Raw genomic sequence first — 26,315 nt, forward strand, 5'->3', positions numbered from 1 at the left:
TGGCTCCTTTGCTTGCAGCTTAGGCCTGTTTAATCCCGTTGCACCCGCCCTGATGCGGCGTCTATGGTGACATAAAAAATCACGCCATCATCGCTGAGTATTTTTGCCCGGTAGCCGGGATTGCCATTTATCCTGGTCGATTGCACGCTCAGAACTTTGCCCGGATAGCGGTCTTTGACGGTTTGCGTTGCCTGCTGGCGGTTCTTTATCTTAAGTCTGGATTTTTGGGGGGCCGAATCCGTCATCGATACGCTCGCCATCATCATAGTCGTGCTGCCGCTTGTTGCATTGCCATAAGCGGAAAAAAATAAGCAGCTTGATGCTATCAATAGGAGTGCCAGTCTCATCGAATCTACCTGTGTTGTGATTATCTGCCCAGTGTAAAAGATCCGCTCACAATAAGAAACATCGAGCCACGGCTCAGTTACCCATATCGATAGTACAAGCCATTGCTTTCGCTGCTATTGGTTCAACCTTTGAGCCAGTATTGTCCACCTCAGATGAACGATAACTGAATAGTTTGAACATGGACCCTTTGTCGCTCTGATAATTATCTGACTGAATAGATAGATTTTTGTTATTCAGCTTATATTCATTTTCACTCCTTTCTAATGAGCCTATGTTTCTCATTGAACGTTTTAAGTGAACCTTTCCAAGCACAGTGTTTCAGAGAGCGTTCCTAAGTAGCAGGTGAACAGAATGATGATGACTAAGTTGAAAAGCCTTGAGGTCAGTACAGCTGTTTGTGCCATTAAGGCGCGAATGGCAAGGGTGAGAGTAACAGCTTTAATATTAAGCTCACTGTCATTGGTGGGCGGTATTCAGGTAAGCAATGCCCAAAGCATAAATATAGATGCCCAGAGCATGATTACAGATGCCGAGTCTAGGGTAAGTTCTGTGTCTATCAAGGTGAAACAGGATGAGCAGACTCGCTCACAGGTGTTTAGTCGCGCTGCGCAGCAGATGACAGCGAACCAGCAGGCGGGCGCCGAGCAGTTAACACAGCTTGCTCCTAGTCAGACTGTGCGCAAGACCCGTGAGCAGGTGATAGCCGAGCGGCAGAGCACAGGCTATAGCAGCGAAAGTGTTGAAGGTGAAAAGAATGCGCCATTAAAGTCCGCTGCCCAGCGTCTTAACAGCGGCATCTATCGTCAGTTTGCCATCTATGAGGCCAGCAGCCGCCTGTTTACCGACTATGACTACGATGGTTTTTATCAAACCTTCAGCGTGACCTTTGATGCCGATGTCTACGGCTATTACAGTGGTGAGTATGCTCAGGTATTTGCCGATCTCTATTTGAGTCGTAACGGCGGTCCATGGGAGCTTTATCACACCACGGATGTTTTCACTATTGTGGACAATGCCAGTGATGATGATTTTGAGGTGTTGACTACCCTATACAGCGGCTATCCCAGTGATCATTATGATCTGCTTATCGATCTGTATGAGGTGGGATACTGGGATATTGTGGCGACCATCAGCAGTGATGATGTAGAGGATCTCTATGCTCTGCCTCTGGAGAGCAGCGACAGAGATGAATACTATATCGATGGGGTGACGACTGAGGTGGTGATCCGCGGTGGTAGCGTCTCATTCTTTGGCCTTGGTTTACTCTTAGCTGTTATCGGGTTTCGTCGTATAAGTTAGCTGTTTAGTAGAATCTCTATAATCAGCCAGCGGATTTGCAGCTAAATCTGCTGGCTGGTTAGTTTTTTTCTTCATATAGTCTAATATGTTACCTAATTGTTACAATCCCGCGCGGGGGAATAATGAAAACATCACTCTTATTGGTATTGAGTCTAGTCAGCCTGTTTTTTTCCACTTCGGCTGCGGCCATTGCCGATATTAAAGGGTATTACCTCGGGGGATTAGGAGGGTACAGCCAATATACAGAGGCATCTTCCGACGAGTCCAGTTTCAGCTATGGCGCCTATGGGGGTTATTACACCAGCAAAGATTTCGCCTTAGAGACTACCTATTTTCGGACGGGAAATTTGGCCGACAATCTAGATGCAAATTACGTCTCCCTGTCCGCCAAGTTCCACCACTATTTCAGCAACACTTACTCCATGTTCATTAAAGTCGGCGTAGCTTCTGTCGATGTGAATGGTATCTACAGCTATGACGGTATTGGGTGGTTATGGGGGGCAGGATTTAATATGGCCTTGAGTAAAAACATCAACATAAGGCTGGGCTATGAGCGGGTGATGACAGAGCTGGAAGCGCCGGGTCTTGTTGATACTGTCGATACCGATCTCGGCTCTGCCTATCTTGGGGTTCATTATCAGTTTTAACAGGCTTGCGCTGTTTTAGCTATTTACTGAAACTGGGAAACTTATCTTCACCCACAAGAACGCAGCCAGAGTGCTGCGTTTTTTGCTTTGGCATAGGGGCAATCGGTTATGGCTAAGGGGCAATCGGTTATGGCTAAGGGCGATCTGTTATGGCTAAGGGCTTAGGAGGCTTGTATCAGCTTAAGTAGATTAAACTGCCGATGGCCCTTGCCACGCCAAAGGCCATTAGACCGAGCAGAAACAGCAGGGTTAAGATCAATAGTGGTTTGATTATCTCTGGCACATGGCTCCAGATCTTGATCAGGGTATTCATAGGCTGAGTGAAATGATAAAAGCAGTGGGACTCGCGAGCCTTCAGGTTATCCAATATTATCCAACTATAGCAGTATTGGCCTGCTGCTGATGGTAAAAAACCACCGCTGCCGACGGTGGTTTTTCTAGGATATTGATATTCCACAGTATTGAAATTTACGGGCGTTGAAATTCAATTTGGCTCAAAGCAAACCATTAGATCATAGACTGCACGGGTCGCCAGCGCAGCAGTTCGGTGGGCAGTTTTATCCCCTGGGCGCTGATGCTGTTGATGCGGTTGAGGTAGGCGGCGCCGTAGAGCAGGTGCTTGGCCAGATCCACTGCGTGACGCTTGCTGTAGTCATCCAGATAACTGCCTTTGGCCCACTGGTTAAAGGCGCCGAGGGCTGGGCCGGCCCAGATCTGATAATCCATCTCCCGGCCCTTTTCTCCCGAGTTTGACCAGCGGCTGGACAAGCCCAGATACCAGCGGAAGATCAGCGCCATTTTACGCTTTGGATTATCCAGTGCGCGTTCTATCTGCTTAGGATCCCGTTCGTTGAAGTGGGCTACAGTGCCGGCCCAGATCTCATCGAAACTGGCGCGAAACACCTGCTGCTCCAGTTTTTCCCTTTCATCTTGGGGGATAGCCTCGATACTGTCGTAGCGGCTGTAGATCTCATAGAGCTTATTGGCGCGCATCGGGAACAGGGTGCCGCGTTTGACCACCTGCAGTTTGACCCCCATCTCGAACATGTCGGCCGCCGGAGCCATAGTCACATCGGCCATCTCTGTGGTGGCCAGCAGCTTGCGTGTGTGCTCGCTCGCGCCGGCTTCGACACAGGCCTGATTGATAGAGCCTGTGACTATATAGGCCGCGCCCATATTGAAGGCGGCTAGGGCCGCATCCGGCGTGCCTATGCCGCCGCCACAGCCGACACGCAGCGGCGTCTGATACTGGTACTTAGCCTGTATCTCATCCCTTAAGGCCAGGATAGTCGGCAGCAGTGTGACTAAGGGGCGGTTGTCTGTGTGCCCACCCGAGTCGGCTTCGGCGGTAATATCATCGGCCATGGGAACTTGCTGGGCCATCTGCAGCTGATCCTGGCTGATAAGCCCCTCATCTAACAGTTTCTGCAGCAGTTTTAGCGGCGCAGGCATCATAAACTTCTCGGCCACTTCGGTGCGACTGACCTTGGCGATCACCTTGTTACCTATGACAATATTGCCCTTGTTGTCGCGGCTTAGCCCGGCGGCGCGGTAATAGACGATTTGCGGGGTTAAGCCTAAGAAGGCCGAGGCCTCGACCGTGCGCACCTTATGTTTTAAAAACAGCTCGACACTGCCACGCTCCAGCGCAGGCTCGCTGGGGCTGTGGATCAGGTTAAACATATAGGGGCCGTTTGGCAGCGCCGCTTGAATACGTTCGATAGCTGCTTCGACCCGGCTGGGAATTAACCCAGCGGCGCCGAAGGAGCAGAGTATGCCCGCCTTTCCAAGGGCAATGACCAACTCTTCCGAGGAGATGCCATTGGCCATGGCACCGGCGTAATAGGCGTATTTAACCCCATGAACTCGGCGAAAGTTACTGTCCCCCAGGCTCTGGGTGCCTAAGGCCGGCGCGAAGGCACTGACGGGGTGACCTGAGGGCTGATTATCTTGCAGAAGGCTCGCATCTGAGGCGATACCCACCCCTTTTTCACTATCGTTGATCACATAACAGCTGCGGCTAAAATCCTGCAGCAGGCTCGCCATCTCAGGTATGTCGAAGCTCACTTTATTGTCGGCCACTTGCCAGGGCCAGGGGGTTAACTGCTCGTTGGTTGTCGTGGAACTCATCTAAATCTTACCTTCATTATTCTGTGCTAAATGCGCTTATTGATTTGCTTCTTCGATGCAGATTGCGATATCTGTGACCTCATAGATGCGCAGCCCATCCTTACTCAGGCTGGCATTGCCCGTGATAATCCTCTTTCCTGCCTCATCCCTGACTGAGGTAATGGAGACATCCAGCGACATCTGTCTGTTGAGCGGGTTGATCTGGCCACGGTATTTCCATTTGATATTCGACAGGATCTGGCCAAATTTAGGATTGCTGAAACCGGCGCCGAGATCTTTGCTGATGGCATAAGTCTGCAGGGTTTCGATAATGGCTTCAACGCCTAAAGAGCCTGGCATCACAGGATCCTGATGGAAGTGGAACTGGAAGAACCAGTCGCTGGCATCGATAGTGCGCTCGGCGTACAAGTAGCCCAGGCCATGGCTGCCGCCATTATCGACTATTTCCACCGAATCGATAAAGTTAAGTTGGCCGCCGGCCAGGCGGTAATGGGGTTTACCCTCGGGGGCGTTGAAATGACGCGAGTCCTTATCCAGCAGGTTGACCCGAGTATCGGCGCCTATCCCCTTGGCTCTGTGCCAGGGCTGAGTCACCCTGCCGTTATCCAGTCCCAGTTGATCTTTAAGTGCCTCGGCCTTGAAATAACCAAATACCGCTGTGCCGCGATAGAAGGGCTCGCCCTCGGTACTGAGCTCGAAACTGAAACTCTGAATGATATTGCTGCCGGCGATCACTGTGGAGAGCAGGCGTGAATCGTTGACTATGGTTTTACCGCGCAGATCCACCTGGCGCAGCAGTTCGCCGCTGCCATCTAAGTTACGGAAGAAGAGCTCCAGCCCGGGGAAACCCAGCGTGGTGCCCATGTAACCAGAAATAAACCCATTGGGCTGCAGCGCTATCTCCATCAGGATAGAGTAGGGCATCTGCGCGCCATGGCTGTTGCCTTGGAAATACCAGGCATCTTTGGGCACCTCATATTCGGCGATACAGCTGGCTGGTTGCTTAAATTCGCCCCGCTTGCCCTTCACCTCAATCACCCTAGTAGTCAGCTGCAGATCGCCGCAGGGGGTGCGCGGCGGAATAAGGCCGCGGTAGATAGCGAACTCAGGCCCGAAGCAGTTTTCGATATTGCCTGTGGCAAACTCAAACAGGTGATAGGGGGTAAAAGGCACAGTGTCCGGGGTGCGATTGGGATAATCTGGGATCGACGGCGCCTCGACATGAGTGAGCGGGATCACCCCTTTATTGGGCGCTGCGCTAAGGTCGGGCACTTTTGCCATCAAAGGCGCGTTAACAGACGCTGCCTGATTTGAAAGCATTTTTGTTGGCTTAATTGCTGGCTTAACTTCTGACTGGGCGGGCTGTGCGGTTGCGCCGTATCTGTCACACTCGGCTTCCTCTTTGATCATCACCCCAAGGTTTTGGAAATCCACCACCACTTTGCCATCGAGCAGGATATCGATATTGGCCTTGGCATAGGGGCGGGGCGAGAAACCTATCTCGGTCACCTCCATGCGATAGGTGAGACGCGCCGATTGCGGCAATACCTGGCCGCGACAGCGCACCTTCTGCGAGGCGTTCTCCAAGGGTTGGAAACGGCCGTTTTGTGTCTGTGTGTGCATACCAAGGTGCAACATATAGAACTGCAGCAGCTGGCCACAACCTTCGGCCATCAGGGAGCCCGCCATCACCTGATCGTCCTTGAAGTGACAGGGGAAATACCAGTGATTGGCCTCAAGTTGTTTATGGCCTTCGATAAGGCCTAAGCCCCAGGCGCCGCCGTGTCTGTCGAGATGACTCACCTCCTCGATCATGAGGAATTTTTCCGAGGCAAAACACAGTGACGACTGATGATGTCCTGCGTGTGATGGCCCGAAACAGCCTTGAATATCGGCCGATAAGAGTTTGTGAATCGCGCCGTAATCGAACCGGGTGCGCGGGCAATCTAGCAAGGGCGTCAGTATCTGTTTGCTGGCCGCTTGACGCGCCTTTATCTCCTCTTCTGTGCGGATCACTCCCTTGCCATCGGCCAGCTCCCTGTCGGTAAAGAAACCGGCGCAGCCGTTATCCATCTTGAGGATCAACTTATCGCCAACGAAGCACTCGTAGGAGAAGAAGAACAGCAGGGTATCGCCATTGCGGGCAAAGTTGTTGATCTTAATGTCGTAACGCAGAGTATCACCGCCTCTTGGCAGATCCCCAAGGAAGGTGAGGGTGCAGTCGAGCAGGCGATAGACCCGCTCGCCCTTGTTCTCAAAGTCTATGCCTAAGTAGCTGATCAGCATGAGATCGCACTGACCCGATTCGACAGCGACCGCCCAAGGGATCTGGCCATCTACCAGATAGGGGGCATCGACGGGGATATCGTACTCGGTTGTCATGCTGCTGGGTTTAAATTCGTGCAGTTTGGCATCCAGTTTTGTGACCCGAGAGACCAGCAGATAGTCAGTGGTCGGCAGGCGTACCCGGCGCGAATAGCCATCAATAGGGGCATACTCAGGACCAAAGACTCTGGCGATATCGCCCTCGGCATATTCCACCAAGTCGTGATAATCCCAGATACAGGGCTTATGTTCGGGCACGGGCGCACGATAGGGCTCTATTTTGTCATGCTGAGGCTCTAGCTTGTCATGCTGGGGCTTAAGCGGCTCTGGCATAAGATCAGCGTTTGGCTGAGTCGATTCAATGCCTGTCTGTGCCTGTGCTGGTCTGAGGGCGGTCAGTTGCTGTCTCAGCAGCGTATCGGCCAATTTCAGACCGCTCTGGCGTGCCTGCAGGAAACGCAGGTGAGTCTGTTTGAGCCGTGCCTGGTTGCGCGCAAAGGTGGTGTCATGAGCCGAAATAGTTACATCATCGACCTTAGTTGTCGATGGGGTATGAGTTGTCGATGGGGTATGAGTCGTCGATGGAGTATGAGTTGTCATTGTCTCTGGGATCCCTAAAACGACAGAGTCAGTCGGGTAATTGGTTGCTAATGCTTGTGTGTCTGGCGTGTGTTTGACCTGAGTTTCCACAGGAGACTTGGCTTGAGCCGCCAGCTTGGCGCGAATGGCATCGAGCTGTGGCAGCTGGGTTTGCATGATATGCTCGAAAATATCCCGGCCACCTAAGCTGACCCGTTTGATCAGCTTGGGCCCATCCAAGGCGGCCAGCCCCTGTTGCAGCCTCGCCGTCAGGGCTTGGCGCTGGGCAGATGTCTGACTCAGGAGCGTGAGGGCGCAGCGATTTTCGCTTAAGTTTGCGATGATGGCCTGCTGGCGCTTTGTGGATACGGCTTGATCCCAGCCTAGCTGCTGCAGGCGCAGCAAGGTGTAGATAAGGCTGGTCATGCCGGCGCTGGCGACACTGTGTCCCATCGACTGCTGACTGAGCTCGATTTTTCCTGTAAGGCCGCTTGCTATCAGCCTCTGCTGCGCCTGGACTGAACTTATCTCACTATTGGGCGCGGTATTGAGCTCGATTAAATCCAGCTCTGCTGGTACGAGTTGACCTGCGCTTTGCAGCTTATCGAGCGCCTGGTTAAGCTTTGATGCCGCGGCAAAACTCAGGCTGTCGAGTTGACCATAACTCGCCTTATCAGTATTTGGTGTGAGCACTAGGGCGCCGGCGGCCTCGGCCAGTCGCCAGTCACTGTTTTGCGCGCTGGCGTTTTGCAGCAGCAACTGCTCCAGGCTGCCGGCAAGATCCACTGAGGCGATGACCACAGCATCGACTGAGCCCTGGGCCAGCAAATTCTCCGCCACATCCAGGGCGCGGCTGACCGAGAGTTCACCGGCCGAGACGGTAAAGGCGGGGCCGTTAAAGTCCCACAGGGCGGCGATGCGCGAGGCCATGATATTGCCAATAAAGCTGGTGTACTGATTGAGCTTGGCGGCATCGAGCACGCTGTCCATGGCCAGGGCCTCGAGCGCCTGATATTCATCCTCGCTCAGGTTAAGGCCCATATTGTCCAGGCTCTGTTGCAGCTGGGTATGCAAATTGACCCGGCCGCGGAACTGATGCAGTTCAAGCTCTGTCTCCATGGCCACTAAGACGGCGACATTCTGCCCCGGCTGCAGCCTGGCATCGCGTATCGCCTCGTCTGTCACTTTCATCAGCAGCAGCTGCTGAGGGATCAGGCGATCATCCTCGTTAGGCGGCAGTTTAAAGCGCAGAAAGTCCAGCTCGAAGCTGTCGATATAAGCCCCCTCTGGAACCTGTTCGACTCCCGCCTTTGCCAGCAGTTCGCTATGTTTATCCAGCCCCTTCCAGCGCTGTTTCGGCAGTGGAATAAAGGCATTTTTTCCTTGCTCTAGGCAGCTGTCTATCGCCTCGATACTGGTAAGGGGGCCTAGATGAGCGGCGATCCCTGTGATAGCCAGAGAAGGCCTGTCACCTTTAATGTCACCGCTAGTCTCAAGCTTACGCCTTGTTGATGTAGCAGATTGGGTTGATGGAGCCGATTTTGCCGAATAGGACTCCAGCAATAGATGGGCGTTACAGCCACCAAAACCAAAGACAGACACGCCCGCCAGTCTATTGGCGTTGGCGGCTTTCACTGGCCAGGGTGTCACCTCAGTCGGCATGGTATGGGCGCCAAACACCCCATTGGGCGAGCAGATGGCGTCACTGATATTGATGCTAGGTGGCAGCACGCCTTCACGCATGGCCAGCAGCATCTTAACGATTCCAGGCATTCCTGCTGCTGTGAGCAGGTGACCCAAGTTGGATTTGGCCGAGCCAATTAGGGGCGCGGTCGTGCCCTGAAGATGAGGGGCGAAAAATTGCTCCATGGAGCTAAGCTCGACCTTATCACCCAGAGGCGTGCCTGTGGCGTGGCACTCGATCACTTCAATATTTTCGGGTTTGATACCGCTCTGCTGATAGGCGCACTCGAAGGCTTTTACCTGTCCCTTGCTGTTGGGGCTGAGGACAAACTGCCCCTTGCCGTCGTTAGACAGGCCGATGCCGCTCACCACGCCATAGATCTTATCGCCATCACGCTCGGCATCTTCTAAGCGTTTGAGCGCCAGCACGCCGGCGCCTTCACCGGCGAACAGGCCCTTACTGTTTTTGTCGAAGGGCGCCGAGAAGCCATGATCTGGATAGGCGTGAAAAATCGAGAAGCCCATATTGATAAAGAAGGGATCGGCACCGGAAACTGCGCCGGCGAGCATCATGTCTGCCTTGCCTGTCGTTAAATAGTCGCAGGCGAGTTTCAGGGCATAGACAGAGCTGGCACAGGCCGCATCCAGACTCAGCTGTACCTGGCCTAAGCCCAGGGCATCGGCGACAATTTTCGAGGCCTGATGGGCGATGGCGCCATTGGCATAGTTAGGCTCTGTCTCCCGGTCCTGATTAAAGGGGCTGAGCCTGAACCCTTCAGTGCCCAGTTTCTGCTGCAGCGCTTTCTCCACAAGAGTATGGTAGAGAGGCAGAAACAGGGCATTGGATTTCGCCGTGGGAAAGGAGAGGGTGCCCATGACTATCCCAGTGCGCGCCAGCAGGGGGGAGCCTAAGTGAATCCCGGCATCGAGCAGCGCCTTGCGACTGGTATCCAGCGCCCAGAGCAGACTCTCATCCAGCCCGGCAAGCTGTGCCTGTGGCAGGCGAAAACCTGCGGCATCAAACTCAAAGCCCTTTATATAGCCGCCCTTGTCACAGTAGAAACGGTCGGCCTCGCCCTGTTTGCCCTTAAATGCTGCGCATGGGGCGCCGAGTTTCTCATCGCTCAGCGCAGAGCGGGAATCGCGTTTATCCAGCAGGTTTTGCCAAAACTCATCTGGGGTCTTGGCGTCGGGATACAGGGTCGCCAGACCCACTATGGCTATTTTACCTGAGGCTGTCTTTGCTGGAGAAGGCACTTCATTTGAAGGCATTAGGCTTCCTCTTTAAATCGGTTGTCTGTCTCGCTAGGGGCGAGAGGCTGACGAAAATGGGGTTGCGCGATATGCCGCTCGAGTCCTTGTTGCAGCACCTTGAGATTGACCGGCACCCCATGACTTAACAGCTGGGCTAAGGCTTTGAGTAACATGCTGCTGTCGCTGGCGCCCTTAGCGTTGAGGGGCACGGCACTGTGGCAAACGGCACTATGGCACACGGAACTGGGGACGTTATCTTGTAAGATTTTGTCTATTAGCGTGCAGTTTTGTCTGTCGGCGCCCACTTCCACAAACAGCCTAGCGCCTTGCTTCACGGCGCTCTTTATCAGGGCGGTAAAATCGAGTGGATAACAGAAGGTATCGGCAAGGGCGCAAGCTATCAGCGCTGAACTGAGCGGCCGCTCTTGATTTAGCGCATTATCTTGATTAAGCGCAGCATCTATCCCCTTGCGGCTGTTGGCCGCGCTGATAAAGCGAATCTTATGGGCCATGCTCTGACCGTGAATGGCCTGACTGTTAATAGCCTGACTGTGAATAGCCTGGCGGTAAAATGCCTCGACCTCAGAGTGCTGACTCAGGGCAGGCAAGGTGTGCATGGCGGTGACCCGATTGGCGGCAATGCCGCGTTTGCCCAGTTGCTGCAACAGCTTTTGACAGCTGGCCTCGCAGCCTGCAATTACGCAGCTGTCCCCCTGAATGATGGCTAAATAGACTCTGGGATACTCGCTCAGCAGAGCCTCAATCTCATTAGGGGCGGCGCGCACCACGAAGCTGTTCCATGTTAACTCTTGCTCATCATCTAGCCCCCAGGCGCGGCGCACTGCGGTCAACTTGCCTGAGATGGCTGAGGTAAACAGCTCATGGGTTTGGGTCTGCTCTATCAGCTGATGGGGCCGCTGCCACACATCCAGACTGGCCCACATCGCCGCCTCGCCCATGGAGTAACCCAGGGCAAATTGCGGCTGCACCTCAAATACCTGAGTCATGAGTTTGCTCAGCAGGTAGCTGGCGCCCACACCGGCGATGGCGAGGGCGCTCAGGGGCATATTGGCAGTTATTGCTTTGTCGCCCTGGTAGATACTGTCGGCCTGCAACATGGCGCGCAGATCGCCCTGTTTCTCGAGCCAATCAAACAGGGCGGGAAAATAGCGGTGCAGCTCGCATAGCATATCCGGGTAGACAGTGCCGACACCGGGATAGAGGAAGGCAAGCGACTCCTTGCCTAACGGGGCTGCGCTAAAATAGCTGCCCGCCGGGGTCTTATAGGGATTTAGTGTGGTAAACACCTTCTCCAGCGCCGAAGAGATGGCCGCGAGTTCAGATTTAAGCTGCGTCAAGTTAGCCGCCTGCAAGGCGAGCCTGTATCTGGTTTGCCCAGCCTGGGTTTGTGTCTGGACCCGGTCGAACTCGGTGAGATTAACCAACATCAGCTCAAGCAGGGTTACATCGAGTCGAGCTTTTGAGTGAATCTTGTCGAGGCCATCTAACTGCTTATCGAGTTCGTCTAGTGCCTGCCGGATTTCATCCTGGCTATTTGCTGTGAGCAGAAACAGCAGGCGATTTTCATTAAGCAGCGATTCGCCCTCTAGGCGCCCAGTGCCCTGACTGAGCTGCAGGGCTAGGTGCTGCTTCTCTGAGGGGGCTTGGGGAAAATGCAGCAACAAATTGCTGATGCGCGCCTGATGGGGCGCACTGAACCAGTAATGCTGTCTGTTATTGCCGTGGCAGACACTGCGTTTTGCCAGCAGCTCAACGGCTCGGTAGAGCGCATCGAAGGCGGCTTCTTCTTTCTCTATTGTGAGCGAGGTATTGCGTTGTGAGAGCGATCCGCGTTTAGCCTGTTGCTGCACTAAGTGCGCGGCTCTCTCGGCGTTTTCTGCCAACTGCATCGCCCCAAGATGCCCATGGGGATGCAGCTTAAGCCTAGCCGCCATCAAGGCTGGCATCAGCAGTAGCTCCCGGCTTGAACTTGTGATGATGACCGCCTGATCTTGAGCTATATGGGATAAGGCCAGGTTTAACGTAGTGGCAAAGGCTTGAAAATTAAGGCGCACAGGCGCGAGCTGTTTGAGCGTCAGCGAACTAAAACCCGCAGCGTCAGGCAGCAAAATGGCGACCCGTAAAGGCGCCAAATTGTCTGCTGTTTTCAGTCCGGACTGCAGCTCTTTTTGCAGCTCTGGTTGCACTTTAGTGCCAGGTGTTTGCATCATTAAACTCGGCTCACCTCGAACTTAGATGCAGGCATAAAGGCGTCGTTGAGATTTTTGCTTATGGTCACCTTGGCCTCGCGCATAATGGCGCTTGGCTCACCGTTTTCACGGTAGAGGGTGATATCGGCGACAAGGGCGCGATGGCTACTCTTGATCACCTTAAGCTCAATCATGCCCCTCTCTCCCGCTTGCAGGGGATGGAGACTGACAAACTCGCCTATGCTGGATGGCAGGCTGGCGGCGCCATATTTGAGCCTCGCCCAGACCAGCATGGCCTGCAGCAGCAGATCCTCGGCGAAGGGCTGAGTGCCGCCATATTGCACACTCGGGGTAAACTCACCGCAATCGCTTTGCAGCTGGTTTTGCTGCTGATTATGTGGCTGATTTTGCGGCATAGTGGGCAGCTCACAACTGACCATCAGACCAAGATCGTCGAAACTGTGCACCTTATCCAGTCCCTGTAGACGCGGGCCGTGGAACAGGGTGCCGTCACGATAGAGGGCATTTTTGTCTGTGATCGGCGTCTGCTTAACCACAGCTTGAATGTCAGCCAGCTCGGCGGCACCTGACACACAGGTTTGCGGGACTAGCTTAGCTTGATATTGCGGCCTGCCATCACAGCTAATTAACGCCTCAATGACGACAAAGCCGCTCTCCTGATATGCAGGCGTCAGTGTCAGCACTAAGGTTTGTTCAGCCTCGCTATCGAAGATGATCCCCTTCAATAGCTTGTAATTCTGCACGGCGAACAGGTCACCATACTGCTCGCTCGCCGCCTGTCGCATCCACTGCAGGGCGCACACTGTGGGCAGCACAGGATTGCCACCGATGCAGTGATCCTCGACAAAAGGCAGCTTGCTCAGGCTGACAGTTCGCTCAAAGGTCACAGGCGTGAATTGGCCAGCACTTCGCGGACGAGCAGCTGTCTGCTCCCCATCCGCATCAGGCTTTTTTACGCTGTCACGTTTGTCAGTCTGTTTGCTATTGCCTTGCATATCGCTGCCGATCAATAGCTGTACGCCGCTGTCAGTTAACAGCTGGGTGGCAAACAGCTCGGCGCCCGCCTCAAGGGGGATCACATAGACGCCGCGTTCGGTAAACATCTTCTTCAGCGCAGGATTCACCATGCCGCCATCCCAGGGACCCCAGTTAAAGCTCATCACCTTAGCGTGGGGATTGAGACCGGCCAGTTGCAGCGCCGTCTTGTTGAGGATCTCATTGGACATGGCGTAGTCACTCTGACCACTGTTGCCATAGAAACCCGCCGCCGAAGAGAAGAGGGCGACTAATTTGAGCTTATCGATTTCAAGTTGAGACAGCAGGGCTTTGAGTCCGCCCACTTTAGTGCCATAGACTCGGTTAAGTTCACTTAAGCTTTTGTCCTGAATGTGTTTATCTGCAAGTACGCCTGCGCCGTGGATCAGGCCGCTTATCTGCCCAAGTTTGCCTAAGCTGAGTTTTACCTCATCACTCGATGAGACATCTAGGCTGACATATTCGGCGCTGGCGCCGACAGCTTTAAAGGCCTGCAGGGCTGCATCTATCTCCAGACTGCTGGCAATGGGCCAGATCAGTGCATCGAGCTGCTTAGGTGTCGGCTTCTCGCCGTTAGCCATCAGATGCTTGATAGCGGCGGCTTTAAGCTCGCTTGGTGCTAAACTTTGCGCCCACAGGGGCAACTGCTCGGCGCTCAAATGTGCGCTGCGTCCCGCCAGAATAAAGTGGGACTGGCAGCGTTTCGCCAGGGCGAGGGCACACTGGAAGGTCACCCCTTTTGCCCCCCCGGTCACCAGTATTTTATCCGTGCGATTGAGCCTGGTTTTTGCTGTTTTTAGCGCCGCATCGGCGCTTATTAAGGCAGTTCGCTCAATCTCTCCCTCTGGCGTTAGGCTCAATCCGACCTCAGTCGGCTGGCCATTTTCGGCGAAAAGTTCGGCAATAATGGCCTGGCTCAGTTGGGTAGCACTCATCTGCGGTGCGATATCCAGGGCGCGGCACACCACATTTGGCCACTCATGGCTGAGGGTCTTGGTCAGTCCGGCCAGGGCCGCCTGATTCAGTTCGCTGCCACTGTGCGGCTTAAGGTAGCCTAGGCCACCATCGATACGGCTAACAGTGATAAAACTGCGGCGAGTATCGGCACTTTGAGTCAGTGAAGGATAGAGGTGTTTGGCCCATAAAAATGCCGCTGACACTTGGTCAAAAGCACTTTCACCAAAATGCAGGCTATCGCCGGCATCCTGGGCCATAGTCTGTGGCTGCAGATGGATAAAGCCATGGATGGCACCATGCTCGCTACTGATTTGCGCGATAACCGCCTGAATATCGGCGTCTTGTCTGCCATTTAGCTGCACCCAGACGATATCGCTGCTCAGGGGCGATTGGGGCGCGCCTGCTAATTGGCGCACCACGATAACCTTGAGTCCTCGCTTTTGCAGTTTCTCGGCCAGTACCCCAGCGTTGTGGCCATCATCATTGATAACCAGGGTGGCATCGGCGGCGAAACAGCGTTCAGCTTGCTTCGCCGCTTCAAGCTTTTTTAGCGCCACCTCACTGTGGGGCGGCAGCTCAACGAGAGGAGCTGGGGTCGCTGCCAGGGTTTGTACCTCGCTCTTGGTACAGCTAACCTCCTCTGTGCCTGTCGCTAGCTTGCTGTTCATATAGCCGATTATCTCACCTAGGGTGCGACACTCGGCTAAGTCTTCCGGATTAAGTTCAGGCAAGCTTGGCAGTTCATCTTGCACTGTACCTAAAATCTCTACGCGCTTGATGGAGTCGATTCCGAGATCGGCCTCCATATCCATGGCCAAATCCAGCATCTCGGTAGGATAACCTGTCTTGTCGGCCACCACGCTGAGCATGGTCTGCTGCACTTGTGTTTGTGAAATTTGCGCTTGTGAAACTTGCTCTTGAGTAACAATTGGGCTTGAAACCGCACTGGCTTGCGCCTCGCTGCCGAGCTTGCTGTTCATATAGTTGACGATTTCGCCTAAGGTGCGACACTCTGCTAAATCTTCGGGATTAAGCTCAGGCAAGTTTGGCAGTTCATCCTGAACTGTACCTAAGATCTCTACGCGCTTGATGGAATCGATACCGAGATCCGCTTCCATATCCATGGCCAAATCCAGCATCTCGATTGGATAACCTGTCTTATCGGCCACCACAGCGAGCATGGTTTGTTGTACCTGGTCGTGAGATAAAGAATCTTGAGATAAACAGGTCTGAGACACAGTCATAGCAGGCTCTGCCTCAGGGCTTTGTGTCTCAGTGCTTTGTATATTAGCGCCTAGCTTGCTGTTCATATAGTTGACGATTTCGCCTAAGGTGCGACACTCGGCTAAATCTTCGGGATTAAGCTCAGGCAAGTTTGGCAGTTCATCTTGCACTGTACCTAAGATCTCTACGCGCTTGATGGAGTCGATACCAAGGTCGGCTTCCATATCCATGGCCAAATCCAGCATCTCTATAGGATAACCTGTCTTGTCGGCCACCACGCTGAGCATAGTCTGCTGCACTTTTTGCTGCATTTGGTCGCTTCCGAGCGCCGATGGGGCAGGCGCCGCCGTTACTTGTGTTACAACAGGCGATGCTGCAACAGGCGCAGGTGCAACTTGTGCGACAGCCTGGTTATCTGCACCCAGTTTGCTGTTCATATAGCTGACGATTTCGCCTAAGGTGCGGCACTCGGCTAAATCTTCCGGGCTAAGCTCAGGCAAGCTTGGTAGCTCATCCTGCACTGTCCCTAAAATTTCCACGCGCTTGATGGAATCGATACCGAGATCTGCTTCCATATCCATGGCCAAATCCAGCATCTCGATTGGATAACCTGTCTTGTCGGCCACCACGGCGAGCATGGTTTGATGCACTTTATCACTTCCGAGAGCCGATGGGGCTGGTACGGCTACTTGCACGGGAACAGGCGCAGACGCTTGAACTGTCTGCACCAATGGCTGAGTCGGTTCGACTGCAGGCCTGGTCATCTGTCCTGGCAATGTTTGCACTGGTGCTGCCTGTGTTGCTACAGGCGCTGGTTGGATTGGCGCAGTCTGTGATGCACTCTGCGAGCTAGCTACCGGCTGCTGAGCACTTTGGTCTTGCTGCTGAACACTTTGGCCCTGCAGCAGGGCGATGGCGCTGGCATTACTCTGCGCCTGCAGTTCCAGGAACTGGCTGTGGCTCTGCAACGTCTGCGCCTGATGCTGGTGGAACTGTGCCATGGAGCGCAGCAGACTCTCGGGGATAGCCAGGCCTGCGGCGGCCATCTGAGTCTGGGCCGTGATCAGGGCGTTAAAGGTTTCACCATACTGCTGGGGAATGGTCAAAAATTGTTGGTGCAGCTCAGCGGTTTGCTGCTGAGCGGCGAAGAACTGACTGATGGCATCGCTGCTTGCCTGTGTGGCAGGAGTGGCGGCATCATGCATTGCTGTCTGCTGAGTTTGATTTTTTTCCACGATCTTCTCGACTTCTGTTATCTGGGGGATGTCGCTGGTCGCGACTGGCATGGCAGCGGCGGGCACCGGCTTGTCAACTTGGACGATTCTCTCCTCTATCTGGATTTGAGGCGTGATCTGGCCCGAAGCCAATGCGGACTCCATCTTGTTTAAGGTGGCTGGGCTGATGTAGTTAGTGGCGCTCAGTTTGATATTCATTGGCGATGGCGCGGCTATCTCGGGCGCAGCGGCGCAGTAGGGATCCAGGTTTTCCAGGGCAACACCCACCACGGCAAGCTGCACAGCCGCCTGTCTGAGCTGAAGGTCACAGTCCCCTTTGGGATTAGGATTCAGGCTGATACAGCAGATTTCATCGCTTTTATCCTTAAGGGTCGTTTCTGCCAGTTTTTGCAGGATATTTTTCGGACCAAACTCCACGAAGATGCGCGCGCCATCATCATACATGGCCTGCAGCTGCTCACTAAAGCGCACTGATTGCAGCATATGTTGCTTAAACTCACGCTTGATTGTCGCTGCGCTGGCATCCAGACGCTGACCCGTGGCGTTGGCATAGAGGGGGCGTTTTGCCTTGGTAAATTTCACCTTGTCGATGGCATCGCTAAAGGGCTGCTGGGCATGAGCCACGAGCGGGGTATGAAAGGCGCCGGAAACTGGCAGTTTGATCGCCTTTAGGCCTGCCTCGCTCAGAGCCTGTGCGGCTTGGTTACAGGCCTCTGTGGGGCCGGCGATCACCAGCTGGGTTGGCGAGTTATAGTTGGCAACCTTTACGCCATCAAACTCGCTCAGTTTGGCCTCAAGCTGAGTCAACGCATCGGCCTTGTCGATAATAATGGCGTGCATCACGCCAGAGTCGATTTCATCATCCAGTTTGGCAGCCATGGCATCGCCGCGCTCGAAGGTCAGTCGATAGTAATCTTCCAGGCCGATGACATTGGCCGCGCACAGGGCACTTAGCTCACCGAAGCTGTGGCCCGCCACCATGTCGGCACTGAAACCGGCGGCGCAAAACAGCTGATACTGACCCATGGAGATGGCGCCGATGGCGCTCTGGGCAAAGGCGGTATTGGTCAGCTGCGCTTCCTGTGCTTTTAGGTCATCTGGGTTAAATACCGGCTTAGGATAAACCACCTGCGAAAGCGCAGGCTTGTTATTGGCGGCAAACACTTGGTCGGCGAGCATAAACTGCTGACGCATCTCGGGGAAATGGCAGCTGAGCTCGCGCCCCATATTGAGATACTGGGCGCCTTGTCCGGCAAACAGCGCAGCGATTTTGGCATCGGCTAAGGCGTGCCGGCGGTAGTGTACGCCACCGGGCAGCGACCAGCTTGCTGCTGCATCCGATTCGAGCCTAGCTTCTGATCCGAACTTAGCCAGGGCCTGGCTCAGCAGGGTTATCAGCTCATCACAGTCTTTAGCCACTAGGCCGAGGCGCGGCGCTGCGGCAGCAAGGGGCCGAATGGCATGCTCTTTGGCCAGTACATTGAGTGATGCGCCAGAGTGAGCAGCATCAATCACCTGCTTGATGCTGGCAATTAATTCGCCCTTATCGGCACCGCTAAATAACAGGCTCTGGGGCACAGCGCGCTGACGGTACTGGGTCAGCTTGCCTTGCTCTCTTTGATGATCTTGGTTGTACTCCTCGAGCACAAAGTGGAAGTTAGTGCCGCCAAAACCAAAGGAGCTTATTCCCGCGCGGCGTGGCGTGCCGTCGGGGCGTGGAAGCCAGGGACGGGTCTGAGTGTTGAGATAAAAGGGCGAATTCTCGATTGCCAATTTAGGGTTTGGTTTGTCCACATTGATGGTCGGCGGCAGCACTTTATGGTGCAGCGCCAACGCGGCTTTTATCAGGCCAGCCGTGCCTGCGGTGGACTTAGTATGGCCAATCTGGGATTTTACCGAGCCAAGGGCGATATGCTGCTTGTTGTCACACCCGTCGCTGAAAACTGAGCTCAGGCCGTTGAATTCGGCAACATCGCCGGCCGCCGTGCCTGTGCCGTGGGCTTCGATAAGCCCGACACTGTGCGGGGCAAACCCTGCGTCATCATAGGCGCGTTTCAGGGCTTTGGCCTGACCTTCTGGACGAGGCGCGTAGATGGATTTGAACTTGCCGTCCGATGAGGCGCCGACGCCTTTGATCACCGAATAGATGCGATCGCCATCGCGCTCGGCATCTTCCAGGCGCTTAAGCGCCACCATGCCAATCCCTTCTCCTATCATCATCCCCTTGGAGTCGATGTCGAAGGGCTGGATAGTCTCATTGGTGGTAAAGGCCGGGGTTTTCGAGAAACTCATGTACATGTATGGCGAGTTGTCTGTGCAGACGCCGCCTGTGATCATCATCTCGGAGCGGCCTTCGACCAGTTCGCTCAGTGCCATACGCATGGCGGCTAGGGAACCGGCGCAGGCGGCATCGACCACGCAGTTCATGCCACCAAAATCGAAGCGGTTGGCGATACGGCCGGCGATCACATTGCCTAAGGAGCCGGGGAAGGAGTTCTCCTCCCAGTGAATATATTGATCTTGGAATTTCTTGATCAGCATCTCGCTGTCATCATCGCTGATGCCACTGCTTTTAAACACTTTTTTAAGCACAGGATATTGCAGGCGAGCATTCAGGCTCTGGCTGATCTTCTGGCCGCCGCCTATGCCTAAGGTGATGCCTATCTTGTCTCTGTCGTAATCGGCAGGCAGATTCGCGTCCTGTAAAACCTCTTTGGCTACCACAAGGGAGAGCAATTGGGCGCTGTCGGTCAGCTCCAGAATATTAGGCGGCAGACCAAATTCCATGGGGTTGAAGTCCACCTCTGGGATAAAGCCGCCGCGTTTGCAGTAGCTTTTGTCCGCCTTGCTCTTGTCGGCATCAAAATAGTCGTCGATATTCCAGCGGCTCTTGGGCACCTGGGTGATGGCATCTATCTTGTCGCAGATCAGATCCCAGAACTGATTTAAGTAACGGGCATTGGCAAACAGGCTGGCCATACCGACTATGGCGATAGGGGTATCTTTTAATCGCTTATTGAGGCGCGCATCTTGCGATGACTGTGAGGTGTTACTCTGGCTCATAGTGAGTCTCCAGTGGCTGCCTGAGCGACAGCCGGCTTGATGTCGAGTTCAGCGTCACTGTTCCCTTGGGGCATCTCGGCTCCGGGAAAACGCTGCAGAAAAATATGGTAGTTACTGACCATTAATTTACGAAGATGAAAGGGGCCGTGACGCAGCACATGGGCAAAGTAGCGCCTTGTGGCTTGGGTATTGGCATCCTGATAAATATCTAAATAGATCCAGTCGCTGTGGGGATCGATCCCTAAGAGCACGCTGCTGGGTGTTGAATCGGTTAACTGCGCCGGAATACTTAATGACGCCACTTGCACCACAGTATCGCCGTCTGTCTCTGGCAGAGCCAGAGTCTTGGCCAGGGTGTGTGAGTTGAGTGTGTAGGTGGCTATCTGAGACCCCTGCACTATGGGCAGCTGATTAAAGTAGTCATCCGGGACGGTTTGGTTTTCGATATCACTGATCCGTGAAACGCCGTAACGCTTGAGGCAGCGCGCTAATCCTGAGCGGGACACATTGGGGTTGATGAACTCCTGCGTCACCTTAAGCAGTTTGTCCAGCGGCATCTTAAGTTGTGAGCGCAGTCCGACCACCACATACTCCTGCAGCGGCGTGAGCGTGGTATTGAGATGATGCGGCGTATTGGGGGTGTTATCCACCGAATCGCGCTTGCGCCATTTACGTACCGTGGCTTCACTGATGTTTAGCACCTTAGCGAGCTGGCTGACAGGCAACTCAGACTCCTGGATAAACAGGCGCATCTCGGGCGTGGTTGTCGAGTTTTTATGCCTGAATTTGCTCGGTTTTTGGGCGCAGTTATCCGAACTTTCGTTATCCATCAGGTCATTTTTCTTATTGAGCTGCTCAACCATAGGCGAGGTTTTATTCCATTATAATCAGCTGGGACAAGCAGGAGGGTGACTGCCATGCTCCGGTTTTATGCCCAGCAAAAGAAGCGCCTTAGCGCATTTTATCGCAATTGGTTTTGCAGACTACATGAGCTTTAGGGGCAATACAATCACCTGGGACTTAAATTGGGTATTTCGGATGAAATTTAGCGTACAAGTGTGCACTTATTTGTCGATAGTCGGTTGGTTTAGGGCTTAGGTGACCGCTGAGCAAGGGGAAAGTAATGATGCCAGGCAGGCAGAAAGGCAGAAAGGCAGACAAAAAGAAAGAGAGTGCGATAAGATACCGTCAGGCTTTATGAGGAAAGATAATGACAATTACAAGAATAAACCCGACCCCGCGCTGGTCCGATGCCACAGTGTTTAACGGTATTGGCCATTTTGTTGAGATAGCCGACAATACCTGTGCCGACTTGGAAGGACAGATAAAGCAGGTGCTGCAGCAGGCCGAGAAGACACTGGCGAAGATAAATAGCTCCCACTCCAGGTTGTTATCGGCCACCATCTATCTGACCGATTTCTCCCATCTGTCGCTCTTTAATGAGTATTGGGATGCCTGGTTACCCCAAGGCTGTGCACCGAGCCGCGCCTGTGTAAAGGCCGAATTGGCCGATCCCGATTATCTGGTGGAGATCGCCTTCGTCGCCGCGGTGAAGCAGGATTGAGCTTTGAGCCAGTTAAATCTCCTCCATGTGCACTTTTTTTTCTGTCCGCTCACAGAGGCGAATTTAACGTCTGATGAAATAAAGAGGCTGCGAGGCTGTTTGCCTGAAGATGAACAGGCAAAAGTGGATCGCTATTTACAGCCTGATGCCCGGCGAAAAGGTTTACTGGTGCGGGGGTATCTTCGCGGTGTGTTATCTTTTTTTGCCCGGCTGTGGGGCTCGAATATTGCGCCGAATGAATGGCAGTTTCGTTATCTTGAGAAAGGTAAACCTGTGTTATCCGCGGTCAGTTTTGCCGCCTCGCCCTTGGTGTTTAACCTAAGTCACAGCGGTGATTATCTGTTAATTGCCCTGACGCGTGTTGACCCGGCTTTAACAGGCAATGGCTTAAAACTTGGAGTGGATATCGAGCGTTTAAGGCCATCGACCAATATCTATAGCATCTTAGATAACTATTTTACGGCTCAGGAGCGCGAGGCGCTGCTGGCGCTGCCTGAAGATGAGCAGCGCCAGCGTTTCTTCGATCTTTGGGCGCTGAAAGAATCATTTATTAAAGCGACCGGCCTTGGCTTAGCCCAGCCGCTGAAATCCTTTCATTTTGTGTTTGATAATAGCGAGGCGAATGTAGAGGGCAAGGAGCGACTGGCGCTGCAGCATAATGAGCGATTAGCACTGCACAAGAGCAGAGCAGAGGATGAACCTGCAAGTGAGCCATTGGTTATCCAGCGCGATATCACCCTAAGAAAGCATCAGGGCGATGAGGATAACTGGCAGGTGTTGCTTGGGAAGCTGAACAGTCAATACCGTTTTGCCCTGAGCCTGAATGCCTCTGTCAGGCCAGCGTTGAGCGCCAGTGTGGTCAGAATAGATGAGGTTTTACAGCTATTGAAAGGCGAGTAAGGACAGGGCGCAAATCAAGCGCATCTAACCAAAACCAGATGAGTAAAAAGTCCGCACAGGCGGACTTTTTTCGTTAATCAAGGTAACTCTTTCTTACTTATGTGAGAGTTACCTACGTGCAAGTTACATACGTGCAAGTTACATACGTGAGAGTTACATACAGTTACTGACGCGCGAGGCGGTGATTTTCCGGTGGTTGCTCAAAGTCGCTGCGATAAGGATTGATATCCAGGCCGCCACGACGGGTATAGCGGGCAAACACGGTAAGCTTGGCGCAGTGACAGTAGTGTTTCAAATCGACGAAGATCCGCTCGATACACTGCTCATGAAACTCGTTGTGTTGCCTAAAGGAGATCAGGTAACGCAGCAGTTTCTCGCGGTCAATCTTCGGTCCCTGATAGCGGATCATCACGCTGCCCCAGTCGGGCTGGGAAGTAATTAAACAGTTAGATTTTAACAGGTTAGAGGTTAGTGTCTCCGCGACCATTGTCTGACTGTCAGTGCTATCGAGTAGATAGTCGCTGTTGAACTGGTAATCATTAATCTCGATATCCAGATCATCGATGCAGCTGCCGGGCAACTCGCTGATGCGCTGATGGCTAAAGTGCTTGGGCTCAATGACGTTAACTTTGACTTCGCCCTGGGCACAGGCACTGAGATCTTCACTCAGGGTCTGTTGTACCTTGTTCAGCGAGGCAAATCGAGTCTGGTTAAAGCTGTTGAGATAGAGCTTAAAAGATTTAGACTCGATAAGGTTAACGCTGTTAATGTCCAGTTCGACTTCGAGGATCGCCACCATAGGCTTGCCCTTGGCATTGAGCCAGGAGAGTTCATAACCTGTCCAGATATCGACACCGTGAAAGGGCAGCGTCTCGCCAAGGGCGATGGCATCGCGGTTCAGCTTGCGAGGCACACCCTGCAACAGCGTCGCATCGTACTCTTCCTGATAGCCGGTCGATTTGCCTAGAGTAAGGTCTGAAAGGGCCGGAGCATCACGGTATGGGTCATGAACTGGTGTCATTACTGGGGGTTCCATGTCAAAATAGGCCGCACATTATACTTACATTTTAGGTCGCTGCTAAGTGTCTTCTCTACCTGCATTGGAACATTTTTTTGAACAATACCATGAAGCCTATCTGGATAAACTGGGGGAGCACCCTAAGTATTATCCCCATGGCGAAGACTCCTTGTGTCTGTTTGAAACGGATAAAGCCAAGTTAAAACAGGACGATATTGCCTTGCAGTGGCAGGTGGTGAAGCGCGAGTCTCCCGGCAGTTTTGCTAACATTGAAACCGCCTTGTCGATTCAGCTGCATCCGAGTATTCAGGCCTTTTACGGTCACTATTTTGCTGCCAGTTTGATGTTTAACGCTAAGTGGGGTGAGGGGGAGCTGCTGCAGGTGTGGAATCAGAACGATTTTGAGTATCTGCAGCAGAACCTGATTGGCCACCTGATGATGAAGCAGAAACTCAAGCAGGAGGCGACCTGGTTTATTGGCGTGCTCGGTGAGGGCGATCAGATGCTGGTGGTGGATAATCGCGATGGCAGCGTCTGGGTTGAAGTGCCCGGTGAGGTGCCACAGCAGCGACTGGCCGACTCTTTAGATGAGTTTATCTCCCAGCTGACCCCCAGAGTCTGCCCGCCAACACCTATGGTTGAAGAGAGTTTGCCGGCACTGGATCATCCCGGGATCTGGCAGCGCATTAAGATAATGTGGCGCCATCTCACCAACAAGGTGTAAGGCGCCTGTTTGTAGTGGTTGATATCTGCTATTGGTGATCCCAGGAGATGTTAGAGACGATTCTGCAGTCATCACACCTGAAGTGAAACAGATCCAACAGTGGCTCATCGAGCAACCACTCTTTATTGCCACATCGTGGGCAGGGGCGTTGTTTCTCCGCCGATAAACTCTCTCCGCCTACTCGATAAAGATAGTAATAGGTCGGGATCTGAGTCAGGTATTCGATACGACCGCGCAGATCCCAGCCTCGGCGAAACAGATCGCTGTCGCAGCGGGTTATCTCTTCCAGGGCGGCAAACTCAGCCTTAGTTGCTGCGGCCATCTGTAATTCATCACAGGCTTGCCACTCTGTTTGCCATTTTATGACACGTTTATGATCGCCATTAAAGGTTGCCGGGATCTGGTACAGGGGGATGGGTTGCAGGGTATCGCCACTGCGCAGGGGAGAGCACATATGCACATAGCTGGTATAGAGCAGCTGCCAGCTGGGTTTATCAGTCGCGCTCACTTCTGAGTTGATATCCTGGCCGATATATTTTTCCCTGGGCTGCAGCAGTTTAGCTTGGGTTAATTGGCTCAGTGCCTGCTCTACCCAGGGGCTGTTGTAGCGTTTGGCCAGACTGCTCTTTTCTGGTGTCAGTAGTCGCACTTTGAATTCGGCATTGTTAAATGCCACAGCAAACTCCCGTCCCAATATCTGGCCATTGGCCCGGTAGGCCTCAAGCAGTCCATTGATGGCCTGTTCGGCGGCGCTGATTGTGGTGTTATCGAAGCATTCGAATCTGAGTTCTACCACGTGCATGGGTTTATTTCTCTTTTGTTAAAGCGTTTTCTAACGCCTTTTCCAGCTGTGCGACGCGATTGAGTAGCACCTCATGCTGCGACTGCAGGGTGCGGATATTTTGCTGCAAGGTTTCCAGACTCATGGGGGTATCGCTTTGCGACTCCTTGCTCACAGCCGGTTTAAAGTGTAGCGCTGCCACTTCCTCTTTCGATAATGCTTTAAAGCGCTGTAATCCCTGGATTAAAACAGGCATAGGCAGGCTGTTGCCTAACTTGGCTTTCAGTAGCGCCATACTCGGTGTTTTACCTGAGAGGGTGATCTCTTTGGCACAATTTAATACTTGCTCGATAGGACTCATAGTTAGTGAAATTCCTTAAAAATTAGTGGCATTAACCCAGAGTGACGAACTTAAAAATAGCTAATTCATTATAAATCATAACGTTACTTTTTTGGCATAAGCTTTGCTGTCTCAGGTCTGGCTATAATAGATAAACGGGAAGTTAAAGTGAAAACAAAAATATTCAGTCTGCTACTTTTAGGCGCAAGCAGCGCGCTGCTTTCGGGTTGTGTGATTAATGTGGGTGACGGTGAAGGCAATTGGGATAATGGCAATCACTGGGAAAAAGTTCAGGATAAGAACCGAGCCAATTTAGCTAAGCTGACGCTTGGCATGAGTCGGGATCAGGTGATGACACTGATGGGCACAGCCGATTTTAATGAAGCCTATAAGCAAGAAGATAAAACCGTTGTGGTGCTTTACTATCGCACCCAGAGAGTCAAAGGCGATGGTACAACCACAAAAGATGAGTGTACTCCTGTGGTGCTAGTCGATGATGCGCTTAGCGGTTGGGGCGAAAAAGCCTACAAGAGTATCTAGGTTAACTTGAAAAGTCTGGTTGTTAACCTAATTAGGCTGCTGCGAGTCGCGCTTTAAATATCCAGAAAAAGACCATTGCTTGATGTCAGGCAATGGTCTTTTGTATTTAATGCTTTATCGGTAATTAATGTCTTAAACGTGCATCTAACTGGTCTATGACCTCAGTCCAGGAGGCGTCTTCCTCTAATGCCTCTTTAAGAAAATGTTTCTGGGATGAGCTCCAAAAGTCGGCATTGACTAAGTGGGTTTTGGCCGTGAGTTTATGCTGGCTGATAAAGTCTTCGATGGCCTCACTGTGACTTGGCAAGCCTAGTTGCTCAAACAGGGAATGCATATCCGGCTGATTTATATCCATTGCAATCACCTTTTTACTCAATTGTTGTCCGTTCAGTATGGGACTTTTTTAGTTAAGTTTCGAGTCGATTATCATTTGCACTT

General features: G+C 53.0%; 17 protein-coding genes. 6 read left to right on the forward strand and 11 right to left on the reverse strand.

The features are described from left to right. Nucleotides 1-29: 29 nt before the first annotated feature. Nucleotides 30-347, reverse strand: a complete 318-nt coding sequence (locus LZP69_RS02835; protein WP_234198665.1) for a PepSY domain-containing protein — start codon at nt 345-347, stop codon at nt 30-32. 352 nt (nt 348-699) lie between these two features. Between LZP69_RS02835 and LZP69_RS02840 the strand changes: the two genes are divergently transcribed. Together LZP69_RS02840 and LZP69_RS02845 are read left to right on the forward strand one after the other, a co-directional pair. Continuing rightward, nucleotides 700-1,647, forward strand: a complete 948-nt coding sequence (locus LZP69_RS02840; RefSeq protein WP_234198666.1) for a choice-of-anchor H family protein — start codon at nt 700-702, stop codon at nt 1,645-1,647. 122 nt (nt 1,648-1,769) lie between these two features. Next, a complete protein-coding gene (locus tag LZP69_RS02845) occupies nt 1,770-2,294 on the forward strand; it encodes an outer membrane beta-barrel protein (RefSeq protein WP_234198667.1) in 525 nt (174 codons plus the stop codon). A 175-nt stretch (nt 2,295-2,469) separates the two neighbouring features. Here the strand turns inward: LZP69_RS02845 and LZP69_RS02850 are convergent, their stop codons facing one another. The 6 genes from LZP69_RS02850 to LZP69_RS02875 form a co-directional block, all read right to left on the reverse strand. After that, nucleotides 2,470-2,661: a hypothetical protein gene (locus LZP69_RS02850; protein ID WP_234198668.1), complete on the reverse strand. Its 192-nt coding sequence runs from the start codon at nt 2,659-2,661 to the stop codon at nt 2,470-2,472. 140 nt (nt 2,662-2,801) lie between these two features. Then, the gene (gene pfaD / locus LZP69_RS02855) at nt 2,802-4,424 is read right to left on the reverse strand and encodes an eicosapentaenoate synthase subunit PfaD (protein ID WP_234198669.1); all 1,623 of its coding nucleotides are present in this window, start codon (nt 4,422-4,424) and stop codon (nt 2,802-2,804) included. 36 nt (nt 4,425-4,460) lie between these two features. Then, on the reverse strand, nt 4,461-10,283 hold the full coding sequence (locus LZP69_RS02860; RefSeq protein WP_234198670.1) for a hotdog fold thioesterase: 5,823 nt from the start codon (nt 10,281-10,283) through the stop codon (nt 4,461-4,463). Then, complete coding sequence (locus LZP69_RS02865) at nt 10,283-12,496, reverse strand: PfaB family protein (RefSeq protein ID WP_234198671.1); 2,214 nt, start codon at nt 12,494-12,496, stop codon at nt 10,283-10,285. Before LZP69_RS02865 ends, LZP69_RS02860 begins: the two co-directional genes overlap by 1 nt. Further along, entirely contained in the window at nt 12,496-20,010 is a 7,515-nt protein-coding gene (locus tag LZP69_RS02870) for a type I polyketide synthase (RefSeq protein ID WP_234198672.1), read from the reverse strand. The genes LZP69_RS02865 and LZP69_RS02870 overlap by 1 nt, the downstream gene beginning before the upstream one ends. Next, entirely contained in the window at nt 20,007-20,840 is an 834-nt protein-coding gene (locus LZP69_RS02875; RefSeq protein ID WP_234198940.1) for a phage terminase small subunit-related protein, read from the reverse strand. The genes LZP69_RS02870 and LZP69_RS02875 overlap by 4 nt, the downstream gene beginning before the upstream one ends. A gap of 380 nt (nt 20,841-21,220) precedes the next feature. On the opposite strand from LZP69_RS02875, the gene LZP69_RS02880 reads away from it, so the two are divergent. Together LZP69_RS02880 and LZP69_RS02885 are read left to right on the forward strand one after the other, a co-directional pair. Beyond that, nucleotides 21,221-21,574, forward strand: coding sequence for a RidA family protein (locus LZP69_RS02880; protein ID WP_234198673.1), 354 nt, complete (start codon nt 21,221-21,223; stop codon nt 21,572-21,574). 27 nt (nt 21,575-21,601) lie between these two features. Continuing rightward, nucleotides 21,602-22,474 carry a 4'-phosphopantetheinyl transferase family protein gene (locus tag LZP69_RS02885; RefSeq protein ID WP_442800659.1) on the forward strand — a complete coding sequence of 291 codons (873 nt, stop codon included), beginning with the start codon at nt 21,602-21,604 and terminating at the stop codon, nt 22,472-22,474. Between the two features lie 163 nt (nt 22,475-22,637). Here the strand turns inward: LZP69_RS02885 and queF are convergent, their stop codons facing one another. Further along, nucleotides 22,638-23,495: an NADPH-dependent 7-cyano-7-deazaguanine reductase QueF gene (queF, locus tag LZP69_RS02890; protein ID WP_234198675.1), complete on the reverse strand. Its 858-nt coding sequence runs from the start codon at nt 23,493-23,495 to the stop codon at nt 22,638-22,640. A gap of 61 nt (nt 23,496-23,556) precedes the next feature. Between queF and syd the strand changes: the two genes are divergently transcribed. After that, nucleotides 23,557-24,216, forward strand: a complete 660-nt coding sequence (gene syd / locus LZP69_RS02895; RefSeq protein WP_234198676.1) for a SecY-interacting protein — start codon at nt 23,557-23,559, stop codon at nt 24,214-24,216. 28 nt (nt 24,217-24,244) lie between these two features. On the opposite strand, the gene LZP69_RS02900 is transcribed toward syd, so the two are convergent. Both LZP69_RS02900 and LZP69_RS02905 read right to left on the reverse strand, forming a co-directional pair. Continuing rightward, the gene (locus tag LZP69_RS02900; RefSeq protein WP_234198677.1) at nt 24,245-25,018 is read right to left on the reverse strand and encodes a Zn-ribbon-containing protein; all 774 of its coding nucleotides are present in this window, start codon (nt 25,016-25,018) and stop codon (nt 24,245-24,247) included. 4 nt (nt 25,019-25,022) lie between these two features. Continuing rightward, nucleotides 25,023-25,358, reverse strand: coding sequence for a hypothetical protein (locus LZP69_RS02905; RefSeq protein WP_234198678.1), 336 nt, complete (start codon nt 25,356-25,358; stop codon nt 25,023-25,025). Nucleotides 25,359-25,505: 147 nt separating this feature from the next. Between LZP69_RS02905 and LZP69_RS02910 the strand changes: the two genes are divergently transcribed. Beyond that, nucleotides 25,506-25,877, forward strand: a complete 372-nt coding sequence (locus tag LZP69_RS02910; RefSeq protein ID WP_234198679.1) for a DUF3192 domain-containing protein — start codon at nt 25,506-25,508, stop codon at nt 25,875-25,877. A gap of 124 nt (nt 25,878-26,001) precedes the next feature. On the opposite strand, the gene LZP69_RS02915 is transcribed toward LZP69_RS02910, so the two are convergent. Beyond that, nucleotides 26,002-26,232, reverse strand: coding sequence for a DUF2789 domain-containing protein (locus LZP69_RS02915; RefSeq protein WP_234198680.1), 231 nt, complete (start codon nt 26,230-26,232; stop codon nt 26,002-26,004). Nucleotides 26,233-26,315 lie beyond the last annotated feature (83 nt).

This window comes from Shewanella sp. AS1 (assembly GCF_021412565.1).
Lineage (GTDB): Bacteria > Pseudomonadota > Gammaproteobacteria > Enterobacterales > Shewanellaceae > Shewanella.

Excerpts from the sequence above, each read along its gene's own strand:
- LZP69_RS02835 (WP_234198665.1), bottom strand. The coding sequence starts at position 347 with ATGAGACTGGCACTCCTATTGATAGCATCAAGCTGCTTATTTTTTTCC.
- LZP69_RS02840 (WP_234198666.1), top strand. The coding sequence starts at position 700 with ATGATGATGACTAAGTTGAAAAGCCTTGAGGTCAGTACAGCTGTTTGT.
- LZP69_RS02845 (WP_234198667.1), top strand. The coding sequence starts at position 1,770 with ATGAAAACATCACTCTTATTGGTATTGAGTCTAGTCAGCCTGTTTTTT.
- pfaD (WP_234198669.1), bottom strand. The coding sequence starts at position 4,424 with ATGAGTTCCACGACAACCAACGAGCAGTTAACCCCCTGGCCCTGGCAA.
- LZP69_RS02860 (WP_234198670.1), bottom strand. The coding sequence starts at position 10,283 with ATGCCTTCAAATGAAGTGCCTTCTCCAGCAAAGACAGCCTCAGGTAAA.
- LZP69_RS02865 (WP_234198671.1), bottom strand. The coding sequence starts at position 12,496 with ATGATGCAAACACCTGGCACTAAAGTGCAACCAGAGCTGCAAAAAGAG.
- LZP69_RS02870 (WP_234198672.1), bottom strand. The coding sequence starts at position 20,010 with ATGAGCCAGAGTAACACCTCACAGTCATCGCAAGATGCGCGCCTCAAT.
- LZP69_RS02875 (WP_234198940.1), bottom strand. The coding sequence starts at position 20,840 with ATGGATAACGAAAGTTCGGATAACTGCGCCCAAAAACCGAGCAAATTC.
- LZP69_RS02880 (WP_234198673.1), top strand. The coding sequence starts at position 21,221 with ATGACAATTACAAGAATAAACCCGACCCCGCGCTGGTCCGATGCCACA.
- queF (WP_234198675.1), bottom strand. The coding sequence starts at position 23,495 with ATGACACCAGTTCATGACCCATACCGTGATGCTCCGGCCCTTTCAGAC.
- LZP69_RS02900 (WP_234198677.1), bottom strand. The coding sequence starts at position 25,018 with ATGCACGTGGTAGAACTCAGATTCGAATGCTTCGATAACACCACAATC.
- LZP69_RS02905 (WP_234198678.1), bottom strand. The coding sequence starts at position 25,358 with ATGAGTCCTATCGAGCAAGTATTAAATTGTGCCAAAGAGATCACCCTC.
- LZP69_RS02915 (WP_234198680.1), bottom strand. The coding sequence starts at position 26,232 with ATGGATATAAATCAGCCGGATATGCATTCCCTGTTTGAGCAACTAGGC.